This window comes from Alteromonas sp. D210916BOD_24 (assembly GCF_047159385.1).
GTDB lineage: Bacteria > Pseudomonadota > Gammaproteobacteria > Enterobacterales > Alteromonadaceae > Alteromonas.
In genome coordinates this window covers 3,890,557-3,908,168 of the sequence record NZ_AP038333.1, presented here as the reverse complement: position 1 = coordinate 3,908,168, position 17,612 = coordinate 3,890,557, and the positions used below count along the sequence as shown (strand labels likewise).

The 17,612-nt window shown below is 43.6% G+C and carries 19 protein-coding genes; 9 read left to right on the top strand and 10 right to left on the bottom strand.

Annotated features, from left to right (window positions below; genetic code table 11):
• Window positions 1-48 precede the first annotated feature (48 nt).
• Entirely contained in the window at window positions 49-780 is a 732-nt protein-coding gene (locus ACMCM8_RS17020) for a 3-deoxy-D-manno-octulosonic acid kinase (protein ID WP_412723791.1), read from the top strand.
• Between the two features lie 102 nt (window positions 781-882).
• Window positions 883-1,371 carry a pantetheine-phosphate adenylyltransferase gene (gene coaD, locus ACMCM8_RS17015; protein WP_412723789.1) on the top strand — a complete coding sequence of 163 codons (489 nt, stop codon included), beginning with the start codon at window positions 883-885 and terminating at the stop codon, window positions 1,369-1,371.
• Window positions 1,372-1,467: 96 nt separating this feature from the next.
• On the opposite strand, the gene mutM is transcribed toward coaD, so the two are convergent.
• From mutM to rpmB, 4 genes are all read right to left on the bottom strand, one after another.
• Window positions 1,468-2,277 carry a bifunctional DNA-formamidopyrimidine glycosylase/DNA-(apurinic or apyrimidinic site) lyase gene (mutM, locus tag ACMCM8_RS17010; RefSeq protein ID WP_412723787.1) on the bottom strand — a complete coding sequence of 270 codons (810 nt, stop codon included), beginning with the start codon at window positions 2,275-2,277 and terminating at the stop codon, window positions 1,468-1,470.
• Entirely contained in the window at window positions 2,278-2,742 is a 465-nt protein-coding gene (locus ACMCM8_RS17005; protein ID WP_412723785.1) for a hypothetical protein, read from the bottom strand. It abuts the gene before it with no gap.
• A gap of 272 nt (window positions 2,743-3,014) precedes the next feature.
• On the bottom strand, window positions 3,015-3,170 hold the full coding sequence (rpmG, locus tag ACMCM8_RS17000; RefSeq protein WP_012516577.1) for a 50S ribosomal protein L33: 156 nt from the start codon (window positions 3,168-3,170) through the stop codon (window positions 3,015-3,017).
• A gap of 11 nt (window positions 3,171-3,181) precedes the next feature.
• A complete protein-coding gene (rpmB, locus tag ACMCM8_RS16995) occupies window positions 3,182-3,418 on the bottom strand; it encodes a 50S ribosomal protein L28 (protein ID WP_044055442.1) in 237 nt (78 codons plus the stop codon).
• 343 nt (window positions 3,419-3,761) lie between these two features.
• Here rpmB and ACMCM8_RS16990 point away from each other — a divergent pair, with 343 nt between their 5' ends.
• Both ACMCM8_RS16990 and ACMCM8_RS16985 read left to right on the top strand, forming a co-directional pair.
• The gene (locus ACMCM8_RS16990; protein ID WP_412723783.1) at window positions 3,762-4,862 is read left to right on the top strand and encodes a CDP-glycerol glycerophosphotransferase family protein; all 1,101 of its coding nucleotides are present in this window, start codon (window positions 3,762-3,764) and stop codon (window positions 4,860-4,862) included.
• A 162-nt stretch (window positions 4,863-5,024) separates the two neighbouring features.
• Window positions 5,025-6,047: a CDP-glycerol glycerophosphotransferase family protein gene (locus tag ACMCM8_RS16985; RefSeq protein ID WP_412723781.1), complete on the top strand. Its 1,023-nt coding sequence runs from the start codon at window positions 5,025-5,027 to the stop codon at window positions 6,045-6,047.
• 23 nt (window positions 6,048-6,070) lie between these two features.
• On the opposite strand, the gene ACMCM8_RS16980 is transcribed toward ACMCM8_RS16985, so the two are convergent.
• The 5 genes from ACMCM8_RS16980 to radC form a co-directional block, all read right to left on the bottom strand.
• Window positions 6,071-8,173 (bottom strand): YjbH domain-containing protein, encoded by a 2,103-nt coding sequence (locus tag ACMCM8_RS16980; RefSeq protein ID WP_412723779.1) that lies wholly within the window; start codon window positions 8,171-8,173, stop codon window positions 6,071-6,073.
• Complete coding sequence (locus tag ACMCM8_RS16975; protein WP_412723777.1) at window positions 8,170-8,919, bottom strand: capsule biosynthesis GfcC family protein; 750 nt, start codon at window positions 8,917-8,919, stop codon at window positions 8,170-8,172. The genes ACMCM8_RS16980 and ACMCM8_RS16975 overlap by 4 nt, the downstream gene beginning before the upstream one ends.
• Entirely contained in the window at window positions 8,919-9,602 is a 684-nt protein-coding gene (locus tag ACMCM8_RS16970) for a YjbF family lipoprotein (RefSeq protein WP_412723775.1), read from the bottom strand. Before ACMCM8_RS16970 ends, ACMCM8_RS16975 begins: the two co-directional genes overlap by 1 nt.
• 82 nt (window positions 9,603-9,684) lie before the next feature.
• Window positions 9,685-10,047 carry a hypothetical protein gene (locus ACMCM8_RS16965; RefSeq protein ID WP_412723773.1) on the bottom strand — a complete coding sequence of 121 codons (363 nt, stop codon included), beginning with the start codon at window positions 10,045-10,047 and terminating at the stop codon, window positions 9,685-9,687.
• 93 nt (window positions 10,048-10,140) lie between these two features.
• The gene (gene radC / locus ACMCM8_RS16960; RefSeq protein ID WP_412723771.1) at window positions 10,141-10,818 is read right to left on the bottom strand and encodes a RadC family protein; all 678 of its coding nucleotides are present in this window, start codon (window positions 10,816-10,818) and stop codon (window positions 10,141-10,143) included.
• A gap of 209 nt (window positions 10,819-11,027) precedes the next feature.
• Between radC and coaBC the strand changes: the two genes are divergently transcribed.
• Entirely contained in the window at window positions 11,028-12,257 is a 1,230-nt protein-coding gene (gene coaBC / locus ACMCM8_RS16955; protein ID WP_412723769.1) for a bifunctional phosphopantothenoylcysteine decarboxylase/phosphopantothenate--cysteine ligase CoaBC, read from the top strand.
• A gap of 114 nt (window positions 12,258-12,371) precedes the next feature.
• Window positions 12,372-12,959, top strand: coding sequence for a nucleoid occlusion factor SlmA (slmA, locus tag ACMCM8_RS16950; protein ID WP_412723767.1), 588 nt, complete (start codon window positions 12,372-12,374; stop codon window positions 12,957-12,959).
• A 151-nt stretch (window positions 12,960-13,110) separates the two neighbouring features.
• On the opposite strand, the gene ACMCM8_RS16945 is transcribed toward slmA, so the two are convergent.
• The gene (locus ACMCM8_RS16945; RefSeq protein ID WP_412723765.1) at window positions 13,111-14,748 is read right to left on the bottom strand and encodes a M28 family metallopeptidase; all 1,638 of its coding nucleotides are present in this window, start codon (window positions 14,746-14,748) and stop codon (window positions 13,111-13,113) included.
• A gap of 197 nt (window positions 14,749-14,945) precedes the next feature.
• Here ACMCM8_RS16945 and ACMCM8_RS16940 point away from each other — a divergent pair, with 197 nt between their 5' ends.
• The 3 genes from ACMCM8_RS16940 to ACMCM8_RS16930 are packed head-to-tail and all read left to right on the top strand — an operon-like array spanning window position 14,946 to window position 17,587.
• Window positions 14,946-15,281, top strand: a complete 336-nt coding sequence (locus ACMCM8_RS16940; protein WP_412723763.1) for a DUF1820 family protein — start codon at window positions 14,946-14,948, stop codon at window positions 15,279-15,281.
• A 38-nt stretch (window positions 15,282-15,319) separates the two neighbouring features.
• Window positions 15,320-17,071 carry a DUF885 domain-containing protein gene (locus ACMCM8_RS16935; protein WP_412723761.1) on the top strand — a complete coding sequence of 584 codons (1,752 nt, stop codon included), beginning with the start codon at window positions 15,320-15,322 and terminating at the stop codon, window positions 17,069-17,071.
• 3 nt (window positions 17,072-17,074) lie between these two features.
• Window positions 17,075-17,587: a hypothetical protein gene (locus ACMCM8_RS16930; protein ID WP_412723759.1), complete on the top strand. Its 513-nt coding sequence runs from the start codon at window positions 17,075-17,077 to the stop codon at window positions 17,585-17,587.
• The last annotated feature ends 25 nt before the right edge of the window (window positions 17,588-17,612 follow it).

Below are 17,612 nucleotides of genomic sequence, written 5' to 3'. Positions count from 1 at the left end.
ACAAAATAAATCATTAGAATATGAAATTTACCATAAGTTGTGGGCGACATGGCGACAATACGACGAGACATTGGTGCGGGACACCACTTTATTTTCGACGACACCTTAGTCAGTGATCCCCATGTGGACATGTTCACTCCTGAGTTTTGGCAATTTCAAAACAAAGTAACAGGTCAGGCTAAAGGACGTGGTACTACCATTTTTGTTGAGCACGATAACCAACACTGGGTGCTTCGCCATTTCATGCGAGGCGGTCTGGTAGGAAAGTTACTCAGTGATCAGTATTTCTTTTTAGGGGTAGAGTGCTCTCGTCCTTTCGAAGAATTTCGGCTACTTAAACTGATGCGCGAACACGGTTTGCGTATTCCCATCCCTGTGGCCGCCCGAATCCATCGACGCGGGCTTATCTATCGCGGTGATCTGATCACCCAGGCCATCCCCTCAAGTCGGGACCTGCATCACATTTTGTGCGAAAGTGCACTGACTCAAGAAGATTGGAGCAATGTAGGAAAGGCCCTTGCCGCTATGCACAATTGTCAGGTATACCATCACGATGCCAATATACGAAATATTATGATGGATGCCGAACGCCAGATTTGGCTGATTGATTTTGATCGCTGCCACAAGCGTTCTGGCCAAAACTGGAAGCAATCAAATCTTGCGCGTTTACGCCGCTCTTTGATTAAAGAAAAAGACAAAAACCCTGTATTTCATTGGCAGGTCGATGACTGGCAATATTGTCTCGAAGGTTATCAGATGGTGAGCAAAACCTCAGGATAATTGGTAATTTTTCACAGTGTGATACATTACTTCCATCGAGGCAAAGTTGAGCGAGAAATCGCCACTACCTTTAACAATGTTAATAACCAAAGATTCCACCCTATGCATACAAGAGCACTTTACCCTGGCACATTTGATCCTATCACCAATGGCCATGCAGACCTTATTGAACGGGCTTCACGGCTATTTTCCCACGTTATAGTGGCAATTGCTTCTAACCCGAGTAAAAAGCCGCTTTTCACCTTAGAAGAACGCGTAGAAATGATCAAAAAAGTGACTGCGGATCTACCCAATGTGGAAGTGATGGGTTTCACCGGTTTACTCGCTGATTTCGCCGATGAACAAAATGCCACTATTCTCATTCGCGGTCTGCGCGCGGTGTCAGACTTCGAATATGAATTCCAATTGGCTAATATGAATCGCCGGCTTAACCCCAAGTTAGAAAGTGTTTTTCTTACCCCAGCAGAAGAGAATTCTTTTATTTCATCGACATTGGTCAAAGAAGTCGCCCTTCACCGCGGTGCAGTAGGCGGCTTCTGTCACCCTGTGGTAGAGCAAGCTTTAAAAGCAAGATTAGCTAAAAAAGAGTAAGCAGCAGCGCGTTGCATATCGCTGTACACCAAAGATCAGTGCGCTCTAATTAATACTGACTTCTAGTGAAGCCTTAGTTGGCTTCACGTCGGGTAATTAACGTTGACACTGAACACAAAAGAAAGTGTTTCGCTGGCCAATTATTTTGTTTTGGATGGGCTTACCACAGACATCACACGGCTCCCCCTTCCGGCCATACACTGCTAGATGTTGCGCAAAATAGCCCGGTTTTCCGTCCGTTTGCGCGAAGTCTTTTAGCGTGGTCCCCCCTTGCTCTATAGCTTTCGCCAGTACCTGTTTAATGGTAGTGGTGAGTATCTTGTAACGTTGCGCGCTGATATTTCCTGCAGCCCGTCTTGGGTCAATGCCCGCTAAAAAGAGGGCTTCATTGGCGTAGATATTCCCAACTCCCACCACAATGGCGTTATCCATAATAAAGTTTTTTACTGGCCCTTTGCGGTGTCGGGAAAGGGCGAATAACCTTTCGTCGTCAAAATCGTCAGTAAGCGGCTCAGGCCCTAAATTTTCGAGTAGAGGTAGGTGAACATCAGGAGCTTGAAATAACACGGCACCAAAGCGTCTAGGGTCGTTAAAACGCAAACATTTACCCGTATTTAGTATAATATCCACATGATCGTGTTTTACCACTGGCGTTGCCGCGTCTATAACCCGCAGCTTTCCAGACATACCAAGGTGAAGAATAAGTGAACCTTTGTCAGTATCAATGAGCAAGTATTTTGCTCTACGTCGTACTGACACCACTTCCTGCCCTTCCACCAACGACACGTCCTCAGGTATAGGCCAACGCATTCTGCGTTCTCTGACTATCACTTGCGTAATTGTGTTTCCGACTAAAAATGGGGACACACCCAAACGACTTACTTCGACTTCTGGTAACTCAGGCATTTACAGATTCCAAGGTAATAGAACATCAAGTTCAGCATTGGTTAACGTGTACCAATTATTTTCAAATTTTACCACGGTAGGAGTGGTATTGGGGTACAGGGCGTAAACCAGTCCCGTGGCACTTCCTGCTACCCATACAACAACCACATAGGGCTGTGAAGACGATATTTCAGCGGGTACGGAGGATGTTGGCTCAAGTTGAGCCCGTTGCCATTCAGAAAACTGTCGTTGTGGATTTACACTCGGTGTAGTGTGTTGTGTGGATTGACGCCATTGCTGTCCGCTTCGAGACAAACTGTTGTTATCCTGCTCGATTTTAAGGACATAAGCCTCTTGTGGGAGCAACGTACGCAACGACGACACATCAGGCTTAGGTAGAAGACTATCTAGGTTAAACAACGCAATCATCACCAGCATGGCGATAATCACCACATTGTTCATTGCCCGCTGAGAAATTCTTGCCACGTTGGTTACCTGTGCCTCACTTATGCATTGCTTGCACTACCATACTAATACCGTGGCCGTTCACAAGCTAAATAAATTCTTTTGCATGTAGATCCCATTATCCGTAAAGGAAGATCAAGAAGGATCGCACTAACCCCGCTGCAACACTGCCTCAGATAACGAGGATCAAAACATTAAAAAAAGCCGTGTTTCGGCCTAATTTTATACGCAAAAAACCCGGCAAGAGCCGGGTTTCCGTGGAGACAAAAGCAAGTGCTCTTTTTAAAAGGGCTTTACTTGATTTTTGCCTCTTTGAACATAACGTGCTTACGCACAACGGGATCGTATTTTTTGATCTCCATTTTGCCAGGCATGTTACGCTTGTTCTTATCAGTAGTGTAGAAGAAACCTGTACCTGCTGAAGAAACTAGTTTAATTTTATCACGCATTGTCGGCTTCCTTAGATTTTCTCACCACGGGCACGGATGTCAGTTAGTACTGAATCAATACCTTTCTTATCGATGATACGCATGCCTTTCGCAGACAAACGTAGTTTAACAAAACGATTTTCGCTCTCAACCCAAAAACGGTGAGTTTGAAGGTTTGGCAAAAAGCGACGACGAGTCGCATTTCTTGCGTGCGAACGGTTATTACCAACCGTTGGACGCTTACCTGTTACTTGACATACTCTTGACATTGTATTTGTCTCCAGAACAACGATAACTGTCGCGTCAGTCAATCCCACCACTCAAACAGTCGTTGGGTCAAATGACGTATTACTATAAATTAGAGGGCGCATTTTATACAGCAAAGGTAGGATCATTTCAATAAGAAAGTACAAAAAGGTTGCTTTTACGTCCCTTTGCCGTTCATTTTTCACTCAACTTTTGATTTTATCAGAAAATATTGGCCTTTTGTCGTACGGTAACCTTTGTAAACTCTATTACATTTTTATTTCATAACGATATACTGAACACATACTAATAATAAGCGTCAGTATGTAACGCTATAAAAGTTACATACAGGTTTGGAGTCGCTAGATGTCAGCAACAGTTCTTTTTGATGTACAGCATTTATATTACCTTCCGCAATATTTCCCGGTCGCCCATGTATTAAAAAATCAAGGGGTAAATGTACGCTTTGTGCTGCATAGAGAATGTGGCTACGACGATATCAAAGTAGAAAAATTAGAAGAAGAACAATTTGAGTACTGCTTTATTGCAGGAAAAAGCGAAGCCTTATCGTTCTACACGACCCAACTGGTCGACTGGATAATTTTCGGAAATATCCCGCCATTTTCAAGCAAAGAAAAATCCGCAATCGACGCAAAATTGGCGTTGATGCAACACGGGATCGGACCTAAATCTTGCTACTATAAAGTCTCAGAATATCCGTTCGATGTGCGATTTGTCGAAGGAGAAAGTCGTTTAGAACGTTTAAAAAAGCGCTATCCAACAAGAACATTTGTCGATACTGGCTATGCAAAGTTGGATCCCCTGTACGATGGTAGTCCTGCGAAGATCTCCCTCGATGATCTGGCTTTAGATCCCAACAAACCGACCATCCTTTACGCCCCCACTTTTTTTCCAAGTAGTATCGAGCGATTTAGTGATAATTGGCCAGAAGAACTCGCTAATTATAACATCATTCTAAAGCCTCATTTTTTCAGTATGACAAAGCAAAAATATGCGTCTCAAAGAAATAAAATTGAAAAGTGGTCACGCTATAGCAATGTCTACCTCACCAAGAAAAAAGAGTTCTGCTTAGTGTCATTTATGCAGTTGGCAGATGTTATGCTGTCTGACGCTTCTTCTGCTATTTTCGAATTCGCTGCCATTAATAAACCCGTAGTATGGTGTGATTTTTCACACACGCGTTGGAGCTATTCTGGATTATTTAAGTTTCGACTCAATAAACGTCTAGATCCAGACATTGCACTGTTTAATGACATTGCCCATCGCGCGGTGACACCAGCGAAAGCCAATAAGCTAATCGCCACCTGCATCAACTCACCGCATTTAAAAAGTGCTGAGCGTATCTCAGTAACAAAAACCATGGTGGGAAAAACAGACGGACAATGCAGCGCACGCATTGCACGGTATCTTACTCAACACCACAAAGTGGTATCTCCACAACGTTAATAGTTCACCTAATCGCCCGTTTTACAGTAGCGTTATTGATTTAAGCTATCGTCTATTTGCGTTGACAGTCACGACGTGTGAATATCTAGGCCTCTTATTCAATGGGTTAGCCCCTAGTGAATTACCTTAACCATTAAATGACTTTACTAGAGATACCAATCAATGAGGTTCTTGCTTTACTTATCACAAAATTACTCATTCGAAATTCTACGCCCTTTAGCACGAGAAATGCTCAGTCATCACCACCAAGTAAAATGGTTTGTTGAAGGTAATGAAGTTAATAAGTCACTGTTTTTAGACGAAGAAGTTTTACTTACCAATATTGATGAGGTGATAGCGTTTAACCCCCATGCCACATTTCTGCCTGGCAATCTAGTACCGTCATTTGTACCCGGTTTAAAAGTACAGTTATTTCACGGTTTTGAGTGGAAGAAAAAAGGTCATTTCAGGATTAGAGGCTGCTTTGATTTATACTGTACCCAAGGCCCTTTTTTCACCGATAAATTCAATGAACTAAGAGCACAGCACCCACATTTTACCGTTACAGAAACGGGTTGGACTAAACTAGATCCTTTGTTTAGCGAACCACCTCATCAAACGGCAACAAGCGAAGCTCCTACGCTGCTCTATGCGCCCACTTTCTCACCGAGCTTGACGTCAACTGAGGCTCTACTAGACACAATTGTTACACTCAGTCATCAGTACCCATGGCGCTGGAAAGTGAAATTTCATCCTAAAATGGACAAGGCTACTGTGACGAAATACCTTCGCCACCAACATCAAAAGTTAGAAGTAGTTGGGTCATCGAGTATTATTCCTTTGCTTCAACAATGCGATGTGATGATCTCAGACACATCTTCGGCCATTACCGAATTTCTGCTTCTGGGTAAACCGGTCATTACGTTTAAAAACGCACAACCTGAAGCAGTACTCATCAATATTGACGAGGCAGCACAACTAGAGCACAGCGTGCTCAAAGCCCTGTCCCCCGACGCTACATTGCAGGCTGAAATTGCCGCATATAGTAAGAAAATGCATCCATACACAGATGGTCATTCAGCCCAGCGTGTACTACAAGCTACCCTAGAGGAATTAGACTTATTTCCTCGCAAAGAAAACGTGGCCAAACCCCAAAATTGGTTTAGAAATTTGAAGCTGCGAAAACGGCTTGGCTATTGGAAATAAAAAGGGAGCTAACGCTCCCCTCTTTAGTCATAGAAGGGTGATCTGATTTCAGTCATATCAATTAGTCGAACCGGACGACGCAGCATTTGTCCTCCGTCTCGCGAGATCGGCACCCAAGGGAATGCACCGCGACCTTTGCTTGGTTCAAGTAAAAACAGGTCGGTCGGAATGGAGATATAAAAGCCTTTCGTAAAGCTTCCCTCTCCGTACTCTTCAGACGATACATCAGTAAACGCTGCATAAGCCCCGACGACTATTCCACTGTCAAACCGCTTTGCAAAATCAACATTGACGCCTTTGTCTTTAGCTAGAAATTGCCCAGCACTTACACTAATTTGGGTATCGTGAAGAAACTCTGGCTTCCAATAGACACTGGCATGGCCTGTTACCACATCGTAGTCTTCTGTGGCTAATTGACTATTAGGGTCGCGCTGTTTGACATAGTTAATATCAATACCATAGGCCACCCGACTGTCGACAGGACGATACAATATTTCGCCGCCTACACCAGCAAACATGGTCTCCAGATAACCCGCATAAACCTGACCATAAACATCTTTAGCAATAGTGTCTTTATAGTGTAAAAAAGCTGTATCTAGCCACACATCATTATCAGTAACGTATTCTCTCACTCGCGTTCTGACTCTCGGTAACGGGGTATCTTCTTTATCAACTAAATAATTAAATTTGTCGAAGTTATCCAGCAAGGTCACGCGTAGCCCGCCTAAAACCGATAGATTTTTGTTGAAGGCATAGCCAGCGTTGAGCAATAAGCCAGTTTGATACAAGTAGAATGCTTCTGGGTTTCCAAAAGACTGGGTCCAGAAAAAGTCTGCACTGTAAAAAAGTCCACCAGCCGTTTCAGGCTCATAGGCATCCAATACTTCTTGCGAAGGATCGACTCTGACGTATGTCTTTTTCACGTCAGCATCAACAGACTCATACCGCGCGGCTGAAATAAATGCCTCTGCATCAATCTGCGTATCGACCATAGGCAGGCCAGCACGATTATCTACAACATGGTAAGTCTTTATACTGTCAGGTAGTTCAGAGGCGGCAATTCGACCAATTCGTTCAATCGCTTCATCTTGGTCGCGATAATCCACTTGCGTGCCATAAAAGGTCGCGCGATCTTCACGCACTTCGGCATCCGATAAAATAAAACCACCGGAATAGTAAAGGCTGTTATACAAGCGCGATTTATTCACCTCAGCTATCGTGGCGGGTGCTCGCCTTGTCATGAGATTGCGTGGAGGCTCATCAAACTTCACCGGAGAGGAATCGTTCAGATCAAACTGATAAGAAACGCCAAAGCCAACGGTATTACCCCGTTGCCAATTAAGACTGAAGTCAAACCCCTTGTAGCGGTATACCGCGCCCACATTCCACCTGGAGTCCTGCGTCAGCTGGCCAGCGCGATCGTTAGAATAATCATTGCCCTCAAATTCCAATTTGAGTGTAAGTGGCTCCCATGGCGTTTGATATTCCACGCCGCCAAAAAATGCCGCCGGGCCTTTGAAAAACTGATCATAATCCACTTTACCACCGCGACCCGAAAAGCCGTCAGGGCGTTCACAGAAGCTATCCTTTAACTCACAGAACGGATTAGTAATGTCGTTGGCAGTACCTAAATAACCCCATCCAAGACCTAAGTGAAAATCGAAAGGGCCAACAGACTTACTGGCATTGACATATTCACTTTCAAAAAAGCCCGTGCCCCCGAAATCGCGAAAACCGAGACTAATGTCAGGCAGATAATAGCTTTCTTCCCATAACCTAAACTTTACGTCTAAGCCTTTGTCTTTTAACGTTTGATCACCACTAAAAGAGTCAACTTGGCTATAGCGTTGGGTACGCACATCGGTATAGCGGGCCGTCGCTTCCATCCAATCAAAAAGTTGAATATTTACTGACCAGAATCGGTATTCACCATTGTCTGTATAGTTAATGGCTATGTCGCCTTCGTCTCGCATTCTTGCAGTAGGGGTTTGAATAAGACCATTCCCACCCTGCACCATTTGAGTTGGTTCAACGCTTATTTGGGTGTTGGCGATGGCAGCAGGCACCACTGCACTACCTATCATTACGGCAAGCATTGTTTTCTTTGAAGTAAATGACACACTCATTGAGGAAGGACCCTGTGAACGGCTAATGCGGCAATGCGCTCGTTAAGTTCTTTTAACTTATTGCTAAAAAGTTCTGATGAGATTGGTACGTAAACCTGACTTCCGGGCATCAGTTGAGCAAAATCAAGATTCCAATATGCAATGCCTTTTTTTTCAACTTTACCTTTAGGATCAATTACATAAACGTAACTTCTATCCACATCCTTTGCTTTCTTAATACTGTGTACGGCAGTATAAATTGAAGTGTCACTTAGATGTTGATATGCACCCGGTTTCAAGACAACGCCAGAAAAGTGAACAACGTTAGGTCGACCATTTAACCGCAACCAATATTTACCAGGCTGCAGCATTGGGTTTTCCGCATAAAATAAACGGGCTCTGTTGTATGATACCGGTATGTCTATCCTAGTCGACACTGTCCAATTGGAAATTTGTTCATATAGATTATTTAGGGTCGCATAGGTATCTGAGTTAGCGTCAAAATGCGTCAGCAATTGACGAATTTGATCAAGGACTTGCGCTTTCTCACGCTCAGCTTGCGGATCATTTAAATTAAACGCGGCAGCAGTGGGCCAATACCAGTCACCATTATCAGCCACAATAGACAAGGCACTCGCTAGTCGTATAGGGCGGTCGAATTGGTAAGTTTGCTGGTTGATAACGACGGTAACCCCATCGCTACTTGCATAAATAAGCGATGAATAGGCCATGGCTACCATTGCCAGCAGCGTTGTAAAACATTTCATCAGTCAATTGCTCCTTGCGCTTTTAGCTCTCTAACCACGCGGCTTATATACACCATATCGTATACTTCACCTTCTGGGCTAAAGCGTTGGGTAGACGCAATAAGTTGCTTTGAGGACTTGTGCAAGTAGTAGGTATTTTTCCAATTCAATCCGGTATCAATAAAAGGGGTATATTCAGGAAATGAAACCGATTCGACTATTTTAATTAAAGGTATAGTATGGCCGAAATACTCTCGGGTTTCTTCGCCTTCTATGTGCCACGAAGAATGCACTGCAAGGCCATATCCGATACCCGATATATCGACCTTTCGCGTCCAATTGAATGCCAAAATATCGTCAGTGGCCAAGGGGTTGTGCTGAAGGTTCCCTGTGTAGTAAAGATCTTTAGTCAACCCTTCCGTCTTGAAGATAATGCCATGGTGAGTAGAAAAGATAACTTTATCCCCTGACACCCAGCGATATCGGTCACCATCAATGTAAGCTAATGCTAGAGAGGCGGTGGCTCTATCACCTGCTTTTATAAGCATAAGATCCGCTTTACTAGCAGCGACTTCCTCTATGCTATAACTCACCGTTCTGTCTTTAAACGCCTGTTTCAGCGTGTTGTAGTAGGATAAGGTAGTCGTGGAACAACCTGAAAAGAATACTGTCCCAAAAAAGAGCAGCCAAACGTATGATTTCATTAATTAACGCCAACCAAAAATGAATTTCGAGTGAAAATAAAAAAGCCGCTAATCAAAGCGGCTTTTTAAATCATTATTGAATTTACTGCAAAGTAGGCGCGTAAGTAAATGTGACAGGTACAGTGATTGTTTGTGTAATCGTTTGTGTACCAGAAACTGTTACTGTATTAGTTAGTGTATTAGTGGTGCCAATACAAACGCCATCTACTAGTGGATCGCTACCTTCGCAAGTAGGCTCTAAAGGAGGAGTCTCAGTATCACCACTACCATCGCTTCTGTTGTTAGCAATGATTGCACCTAAAATTAGTGCACCTGCAGCTACCGCAGCGACTTCTTCCTTATCAATAGATCCGTTGCCAAAGCCAGTGCTATTGGCTTGGTCTTGTGCATTTACACTTGCGGCCATTGTGGTGGCAGCAACCAATGCAATAATCGACTTTTTCATAACAGTCCTTTAAAAAATTTACCCACTTCAGTCCTATGCTAAATCATTTTAATCTACTTGACTAGATTATATTCGAAAAACGACTTAGATTTCTTATAGTAGCAAGCCTCGTTGTGCAAATGAAACGGTTTCTTTGTCTCCTACTACAAAATGATCCAGCACAGGAACATCGATCGCAGTCATTGCCGTTTTGATCTCTGTTGTGAGTCGAATATCCGCATCGCTAGGCTCTGCCACACCAGAAGGATGATTGTGGACTAGGATCACAGCGGCGGCATTATCGATCATCACCTGTTTGATCAGCTCTCTTGGATACACAGCTGCACTATTGATCGTTCCGCTAAACATGATGCGAAATGCGATAAGCTGATGCTGGCTGTCCAACATTAATAGTGCGAATTTCTCATGCTCACAGTCTCGCAATTTAGCTTGTAAATAGCGCTTTGTGTCCTCGACGTTGTTAAATACGTCTTGGCGAGATAATTGGATTTCTAAATTCCGGCGAAACATTTCAAAACCCGCTTGAAATTGCGCATATTTACACGCCCCTATTCCCACAATTGATGACAATTGGTTATAAGATGCCGTCACTACCCCGCGTAGACTTCCTAATTCGAGTAAAAGTTCATGTGCTAATGCCAACGCTGACTTTCCCTTAGTGCCTTTACCTAAAAGCACCGCAATTAATTCAGCATCACTTAAGCTCTCTACCCCATATTGCAGCAATTTTTCTCTCGGTCTCTCACTTTTTGGCCATACTTTTATCGACATGCGTCATACATCCACAAAACTATACTTTGTACTTTTATAAATGAATTGTGCGTTATGAACGACTGTATGAAAGTAGGGTTTGTAAAAAGCCAGTGTTATGAAAATTCGATAATGTAGATGACAATCGATACCCATAGGATTTCTGTTCAGCTATCCGATTTATCATTGCCGTGGTAGGCTAGCACTAATTCGTAAACTATCCATTTACTATGTCGATTGCTAATAAAAATATTTTACTTGGCGTAACGGGTGGCATTGCCGCGTACAAAGCGCCTGATGTAGTGCGTAAACTTACTGCACTGGGTGCCAGTGTCCGTGTAGTGCTAACCGACTCAGCCGCTGAATTTGTCAGCCCACTATCCTTGCAGGCAGTTTCAGGTCACCCCGTTCATCAACATCTTCTTGATCCAGCAGCCGAAGCCGCTATGGGACATATAGAACTGGCAAAGTGGGCAGATATATTGCTCATTGCTCCAGCTACTGCGAATACACTGGCCAAATTGGCTCACGGTCTGGCAGATGATCTCCTCACTACATTATACCTTGCTACTACTGCAGACGTATTTATTGCTCCAGCCATGAACCAACAAATGTGGAAAGCAGCCGCCACTCAGAGTAATGTTAATACACTTAGCACGCGCAATATTCGTTTTATTGGCCCTGCTAGTGGTGAACAGGCTTGTGGAGATGTAGGCGCGGGCCGGATGGTTGAACCTCTTGATATTGCCCAAGTAATGAATGAGCGGTACCAAAACAAGGTAGTGATTAGCGACAGTTTGTCTTCGCTTGCTGGTAAGCGCATTACTATTACGGCCGGCCCCACTCGCGAGTCTTTAGATCCCGTTCGTTATATTTCCAATCACAGTTCCGGAAAAATGGGATTTGCCATTGCACAAGTCGCCGCGGATGCTGGAGCAGAAGTAAACCTAATTGCAGGCCCTGTATCGTTAAATACCCCATTAGGCTGTCGTCGTATAGACGTTACGAGCGCAGATGATATGCTCAATGCATGTGAATCTTTAGTAGCGGCAACCGACATTTTTATCAGTACTGCAGCCGTCGCAGACTATAAAGCCTCTGTTGTGGCTGACAATAAAATCAAGAAATCTGACGATGAGTTAACACTTACTTTTGTCAAAAACCCTGATATTCTAGCGACTATATCCTGTCGTAAAGACAGACCATTTTGTGTAGGTTTTGCCGCAGAAAGCCAGAATGTCGAACAGTATGCACGGTCTAAACTCGCTAAAAAGCAGCTTGATATGATTGCAGCCAATGATATTACTGCTGATGGTTTAGGTTTTAACAGTGATAAAAATGCTTTGCATATCATCTGGCCTGATGGTGATAAAAAGCTTCCGGCCACCAGCAAAACTGAGCTGGCAGCGCAATTGCTGTCACTTATAGCGCAGCGTTTTGCTCTTGCTAATAAAAATTAACAGATACTTTTTAGGTGTCGATAATAAAAATAATAAAATAAAACATATGGCGTAAGCCAACTTAACATGGATGCCGAGTAAAGCGTGCTCGGTTGCGGAGGATCTAAAGTCGTCATGCCTGCTGTCAAAAAAACAAATCGCAGAGCACAAATTCTGCAAGCACTTGCTGGAATGTTAGAAACCAGCCCAGGTCAACGAATTACAACGGCAAAATTGGCGGAAAAAGTGGGCGTATCCGAAGCTGCACTTTACCGACATTTTCCAAGTAAGGCGCGAATGTTTGAAGGTCTTATCGAGTTTATTGAAGAAACGTTGTTTACGCGGATCAATAAAATAGTGAACGAAGAAAAAGACGCGCTAACCCGTTGTCAGCTTATCTTACACCTCATTTTAGGGTTTGCGGAAAAGAACCCTGGCATTACTCGTATTCTCAATGGCGATGCACTAATGGGAGAGCAAGAGCGATTACGCGCGCGTATTGCAAAGTTGTTTGAGCGATTAGAAACCCAATTAAAACAAGTGCTTCGCGAACGAAAACTCCGCGAAGGTAAAACCCTATCTGCCGATGAAGCTATCATAGCAAACATGCTAATAAGCTATACCGATGGTCGAATTAATGGTTTTATCCGCAGTGGTTTCACACGCAAGCCTACAGAGCAATTCAACGAGCAATGGCATACGTTTAAACAAATGTTTATTTAACTCGTAGAAACAATAAGGGCACTGGTTACAGCGCCCTTATTAAGCCTTTTCAGATTTTACAGCCTAGAATAGAACTCTGACTCGAAGCTGCACAATATCAAGACCCGTCGATTCACCATATTCGCTAAACCATAAAGGTCTCAGCCCATTCCTATCGACCAAACGTATTACCAAAGAAATCGCCTTCATTCCACTTGGGCTTTTCATCCTGATTCGCCAGTGTCCACCCTATTTGCGCATTCACTTTAGTGAAGGTTTCTGCTGCATTCCAATTGAAAGGCTGGTGAATGTCGTCGCTTGGCTTGTGATAGTGACTAGATAAAAATTGACCAAAGACTTTACTGCCATCAACCTCAGGGTCTTTTGACTTAAGTCCGGGAACCATAAACACTGCAGGTACACCTTGTTTTACAAAAGCATAGTGATCTGAGCGAGTAAATAGTGCTTGGTCTGGCCAAGGATCTGGACTAAGCGCTATATCAGCATTAGCAGCGGCCTTCTCAACAGACGCTTGCAAGTCACTGTGATTGGCACCAAAAGCGATAACATCGGCAAATTCATAAGTAAGAATGGGCATATCTAGATTTACATTTGCCACCATTGAGCTTACCGGTACAGTTGGGTTACGTGCAAAATAATCAGCACCCAATAGCCCCTTTTCTTCACCTGTAACTGAGACAAATAAAATGGAACGTTTAGGCTTGTGTTCCATTTCGCTGAACAAGCGTGCCGTTTCTAACATTACAGAAGTTCCTGAAGCATTATCCATGGCACCGTTGTTAATGTTGTCTTTTTTCACTGTCTTAGCAAAGCCGATGTGATCAGAGTGAGCAGAGAACACCACATATTCGTCTTTGAGTGTCGGGTCTGAGCCCTCTAAGATCCCCACTACATTTGGGCTGGTCACGGTGTCATGAGTACTTTTTTTAGCAATTTCAACTACACCGTTCAATGCAAAACCAGTCGGTACGTTATCCGCTTCTAATTGAGCATAAATATCATCTAAGCTTTTTTCAGCGCCTTCGAATAACTTGCGTGCAGCGCCTTCACTCATGTAAGCCCCGCCTTTTAACTGAGCGAAACTGTTGGCAGGCTCGCCTTTTTCATTCAGCCAGGCCATGCGTGGTGTATGAATGTAGTTTAAACGGCTTTGGTAAGGACGCACCTTTTCGTTTTTAGGTGTAGTGATGGTAATCATACCAATAGCACCATTCTCTACCGCGTACTTTTGCTTTTGATAACCCGAGGCAAAGTGAGCCCCTTCTTCTGATGGAAAATCACTGGGTTTACCTGCGAGTGCAACTACAATTTTGCCGTCTACATCAAGACCTTTATAGTCATTGTGAGACAATTCATTGGCTACAATACCGTAGCCGACGAAAACCATTTCGCCTTTCAATTGGGTCTCAGTATTCAAGAGACTGGGGCCGGCAAGGTACTCTTTCGGATAGTCAAAGCTGACGGTTTCGCCCTCGTGGGTAAAAGTAAAGGAGGGAGATTCTTGTACTAAATTCGCTTTGCGGAAAGCGACATTCTGGATATATCCGTCAGTTCCCGCAGGCTTTAAGCCATACTTAGCAAATTCTGTAGCAATATATAGCGCAGCTATTTCATGTCCACGAGAGCCAGTGTCGCGCCCTTCCAACAAGTCGTCTGCCAAAAAAAACAGATGCGATTTTATGCGTTGGGTATCAGGGTTAAAGGTATTCTCTGTCGATTCATGGTTGTGCGCTGTGACAGCAAAAGTCATGGCTGTCATTGCACTCCCAATGAGAAGTTTTTTTATCATTCTAAAATCACCATTTAATAATATAACTGCTATGGTAACGCAGTTCATGGGGACATGGCTATTTTCTAGCTTGCATTCACCACATACTTCCTACCATTGCTCGCATTTAAGGAGCATTGTAAAATCGATATGGTTTATGCTTGTGATTAGCGGGCATGTTACTACGTTCAGCAGTATTTTTTGAGTAAGAGCAGCACATGTCAAAAGACGACACCCTATATCGCGTTCAATTTATCAGTAACGGAGAGCGTTACGAATTGTATGTAAAAACTCTCGTCCAAGGTGCCCTATTCGGCTTCGTTGAAATAGGCGACTTTGTATGGGACACACATACCAGCGTGGTAGTTGACCCAAGCCATGAAAGGCTTAAGTCGGAATTTGCTGATGTAACAACCACCTACGTTCCCATGCACAATATTTTGCGCATTGATGCGGTGAGGAAAAAAGGTTCAGCCAAAATCACGAAGTTGGAAAATAAATCTGATAAAGTAACGGCTTTCCCTAGTCCAATATATACACCAACGAAAGAGTAACCGCCGGGTCTTAACGGTTAAGGTTACCGGAGACCCTTATGTATCGCTATCTTTTAGCAACATTACTACTTTTAAGCAGTGTTGGATTATCTGCCAAGTCCTACAATGATGAAAGCTTATATCAACTTCTTGATGATATCTGGCAGTATGAACTTTCTGTTTCTCCCTTATTAGCTTCACGCCAAGGCGATAATACGCTTGCTCATGTGCTGCCGGATATTTCTCCTCAAAGCTTGGCATCGCAACATAAACAATGGCTGACATTTCAAAATGAACTAAGCCAATACCAGCGTGAAGATATCTCAAAAGATGCTTATATTGCATTGTTAATGCAAAAATACCGACTTGCCAATTACATTGACGATTACACGTATCGAGGCTACTTGGTTCCTATCAATTCCGAATATGGCTTTCATGGAGCCATGGCATCTCTGCCTAATTTATCGACGTTTAAACGGGTTGAGGACTATGAAGCCTACATTAGTCGTTTGAATGCGTTACAACCTTACTTTGAACAACAAATTGCTTATATGAAGCAGGCGCTAAAAGAAGGTTATACCCAACCCAAAGTCGTACTTAAGGGGTTTGAAGATTCCATTGCCGCTTATATTGTGAAAGAGGTCGAAGAAAGCGGTTTTTATACCCCTTTCACGCGCTTTCCCGATTACTTTACTGACAATCAAAAACACACGTTGATAGAACAGGGTAAAAAAGCCATTAGCGAACGCGTCTTACCGGCATATCAAGCGTTTTACGACTTTATGGTGGAAGAATACATTCCCAACGCCAGAACTGATATTGCAGCCAACAATTGGCCTAACGGCGTAGCCTATTACGCCAACAGAGCTAAGCACTACACCACAACGGATATGACCCCCCAAGAAATTCATCAGTTGGGTGTTGCCGAAGTAAAGCGTATTCGCAGTGAAATGCAAGTTATCGTGAATGAACTTGCTTTTGATGGTTCTATCAATGATTTCATTACTTTTTTACGGGAAGACCCGCAGTTTTATGCCACTAGTGCAGAAGATTTGCTGAAGGAAGCCTCATTTATTGCCAAAAAAATGGATGCCAAACTCCCTTCCCTATTCGAGTACCTTCCGCGTACTCCATATGGAGTAGCCCCTGTACCAGATAGCATCGCACCTAAATATACAACAGGACGCTATATTCACCCTAGCCGTGACGATCAACCTGGTTACTATTGGGTAAATACGTATGCACTTGATAAACGTCCCTTATATGCACTACCAGCGCTGACCCTGCATGAGGCGGTGCCAGGCCATCACCTTCAAATATCCCTAGCTGCAGAGCTAGAGGATTTGCCTATGGTTCGTCGTAATACTTACATCTCTGCTTTTGGTGAAGGATGGGGGCTGTATTCTGAGTTCTTGGGTATTGAAGCAGGCATTTATGAAGACCCGTACGACAACTTTGGCCGGCTGAGCTATGAAATGTGGCGAGCCTGTCGTTTGGTGGTAGATACAGGTATGCACACGATGGGCTGGACTCGCCAGCAAGCGGTAGATTATATGATGGAAAACACCGCACTTTCCGAACACAACGTCAATACGGAAATTGACCGCTACATTTCATGGCCCGCACAAGCCCTGTCTTACAAAATAGGTGAAATCAAAATTAAAGCACTGCGCCAAAAAGCAGAAGATGAGCTAGGCGAACATTTCGATGTGCGTAAGTTCCATCGTGCTGTACTGGAGAACGGCTCTGTTCCTCTTTTCATTCTCGAACAACATATTGATACTTTCATAAAAGAACAAAAGGTTAAATAAGTAATGATCGTTGCATTCAGTGTTATTGGATTACTCGTCCTGACGTTAATTTACTTCGTGCTACGTGCGCAAAATTTGCAAAAGGAATTGGCGCTCTTGCGCCATTCCAATAAACAGACCAACAATAAGGTCACTTATGCTTACCGCAATCTGGTCATGGTCACCGATGCGTTAGAAAAGAACCTCATCGCCCGTGTAGAAAGTGCCTTTAAAAGTCGCCTTATCGATCAAGCGCAGTACAACGCGTTACATACCCTCATGCGAAATTTTTCTACTATTGTCATGAGTTGCTGCGAAAAGGGGTTTTCGTTCGAGGAAGCACTCAATAAGGCGTTAGTTAACGAAGAAATTACTCAAGAAGAGATTAAAGAGGTGGTAAAAGGACTACCTAGTAATGTGCGTATGGTATGGTCAAAAAACACTTCCGACGGCTTTATCGCTTTCTGTCAGGCTGCCACAAATGCAATTTCAGGGGCAACAAAGTCTGAACCAGAGAAAACCGCCTCTCAAAACTAACGGCCTTTTTGCCTTGCACCGATTC

What these genes read in the sequence shown, in the direction of transcription:
- ACMCM8_RS17020 (WP_412723791.1), top strand. Translation starts at nt 49, where the DNA reads ATGGCGACAATACGACGAGACATTGGTGCGGGACACCACTTTATTTTC.
- coaD (WP_412723789.1), top strand. Translation starts at nt 883, where the DNA reads ATGCATACAAGAGCACTTTACCCTGGCACATTTGATCCTATCACCAAT.
- mutM (WP_412723787.1), bottom strand. Translation starts at nt 2,277, where the DNA reads ATGCCTGAGTTACCAGAAGTCGAAGTAAGTCGTTTGGGTGTGTCCCCA.
- rpmG (WP_012516577.1), bottom strand. Translation starts at nt 3,170, where the DNA reads ATGCGTGATAAAATTAAACTAGTTTCTTCAGCAGGTACAGGTTTCTTC.
- rpmB (WP_044055442.1), bottom strand. Translation starts at nt 3,418, where the DNA reads ATGTCAAGAGTATGTCAAGTAACAGGTAAGCGTCCAACGGTTGGTAAT.
- ACMCM8_RS16990 (WP_412723783.1), top strand. Translation starts at nt 3,762, where the DNA reads ATGTCAGCAACAGTTCTTTTTGATGTACAGCATTTATATTACCTTCCG.
- ACMCM8_RS16985 (WP_412723781.1), top strand. Translation starts at nt 5,025, where the DNA reads ATGAGGTTCTTGCTTTACTTATCACAAAATTACTCATTCGAAATTCTA.
- ACMCM8_RS16980 (WP_412723779.1), bottom strand. Translation starts at nt 8,173, where the DNA reads ATGAGTGTGTCATTTACTTCAAAGAAAACAATGCTTGCCGTAATGATA.
- ACMCM8_RS16975 (WP_412723777.1), bottom strand. Translation starts at nt 8,919, where the DNA reads ATGAAATGTTTTACAACGCTGCTGGCAATGGTAGCCATGGCCTATTCA.
- ACMCM8_RS16970 (WP_412723775.1), bottom strand. Translation starts at nt 9,602, where the DNA reads ATGAAATCATACGTTTGGCTGCTCTTTTTTGGGACAGTATTCTTTTCA.
- ACMCM8_RS16965 (WP_412723773.1), bottom strand. Translation starts at nt 10,047, where the DNA reads ATGAAAAAGTCGATTATTGCATTGGTTGCTGCCACCACAATGGCCGCA.
- radC (WP_412723771.1), bottom strand. Translation starts at nt 10,818, where the DNA reads ATGTCGATAAAAGTATGGCCAAAAAGTGAGAGACCGAGAGAAAAATTG.
- coaBC (WP_412723769.1), top strand. Translation starts at nt 11,028, where the DNA reads ATGTCGATTGCTAATAAAAATATTTTACTTGGCGTAACGGGTGGCATT.
- slmA (WP_412723767.1), top strand. Translation starts at nt 12,372, where the DNA reads ATGCCTGCTGTCAAAAAAACAAATCGCAGAGCACAAATTCTGCAAGCA.
- ACMCM8_RS16945 (WP_412723765.1), bottom strand. Translation starts at nt 14,748, where the DNA reads ATGATAAAAAAACTTCTCATTGGGAGTGCAATGACAGCCATGACTTTT.
- ACMCM8_RS16940 (WP_412723763.1), top strand. Translation starts at nt 14,946, where the DNA reads ATGTCAAAAGACGACACCCTATATCGCGTTCAATTTATCAGTAACGGA.
- ACMCM8_RS16935 (WP_412723761.1), top strand. Translation starts at nt 15,320, where the DNA reads ATGTATCGCTATCTTTTAGCAACATTACTACTTTTAAGCAGTGTTGGA.
- ACMCM8_RS16930 (WP_412723759.1), top strand. Translation starts at nt 17,075, where the DNA reads ATGATCGTTGCATTCAGTGTTATTGGATTACTCGTCCTGACGTTAATT.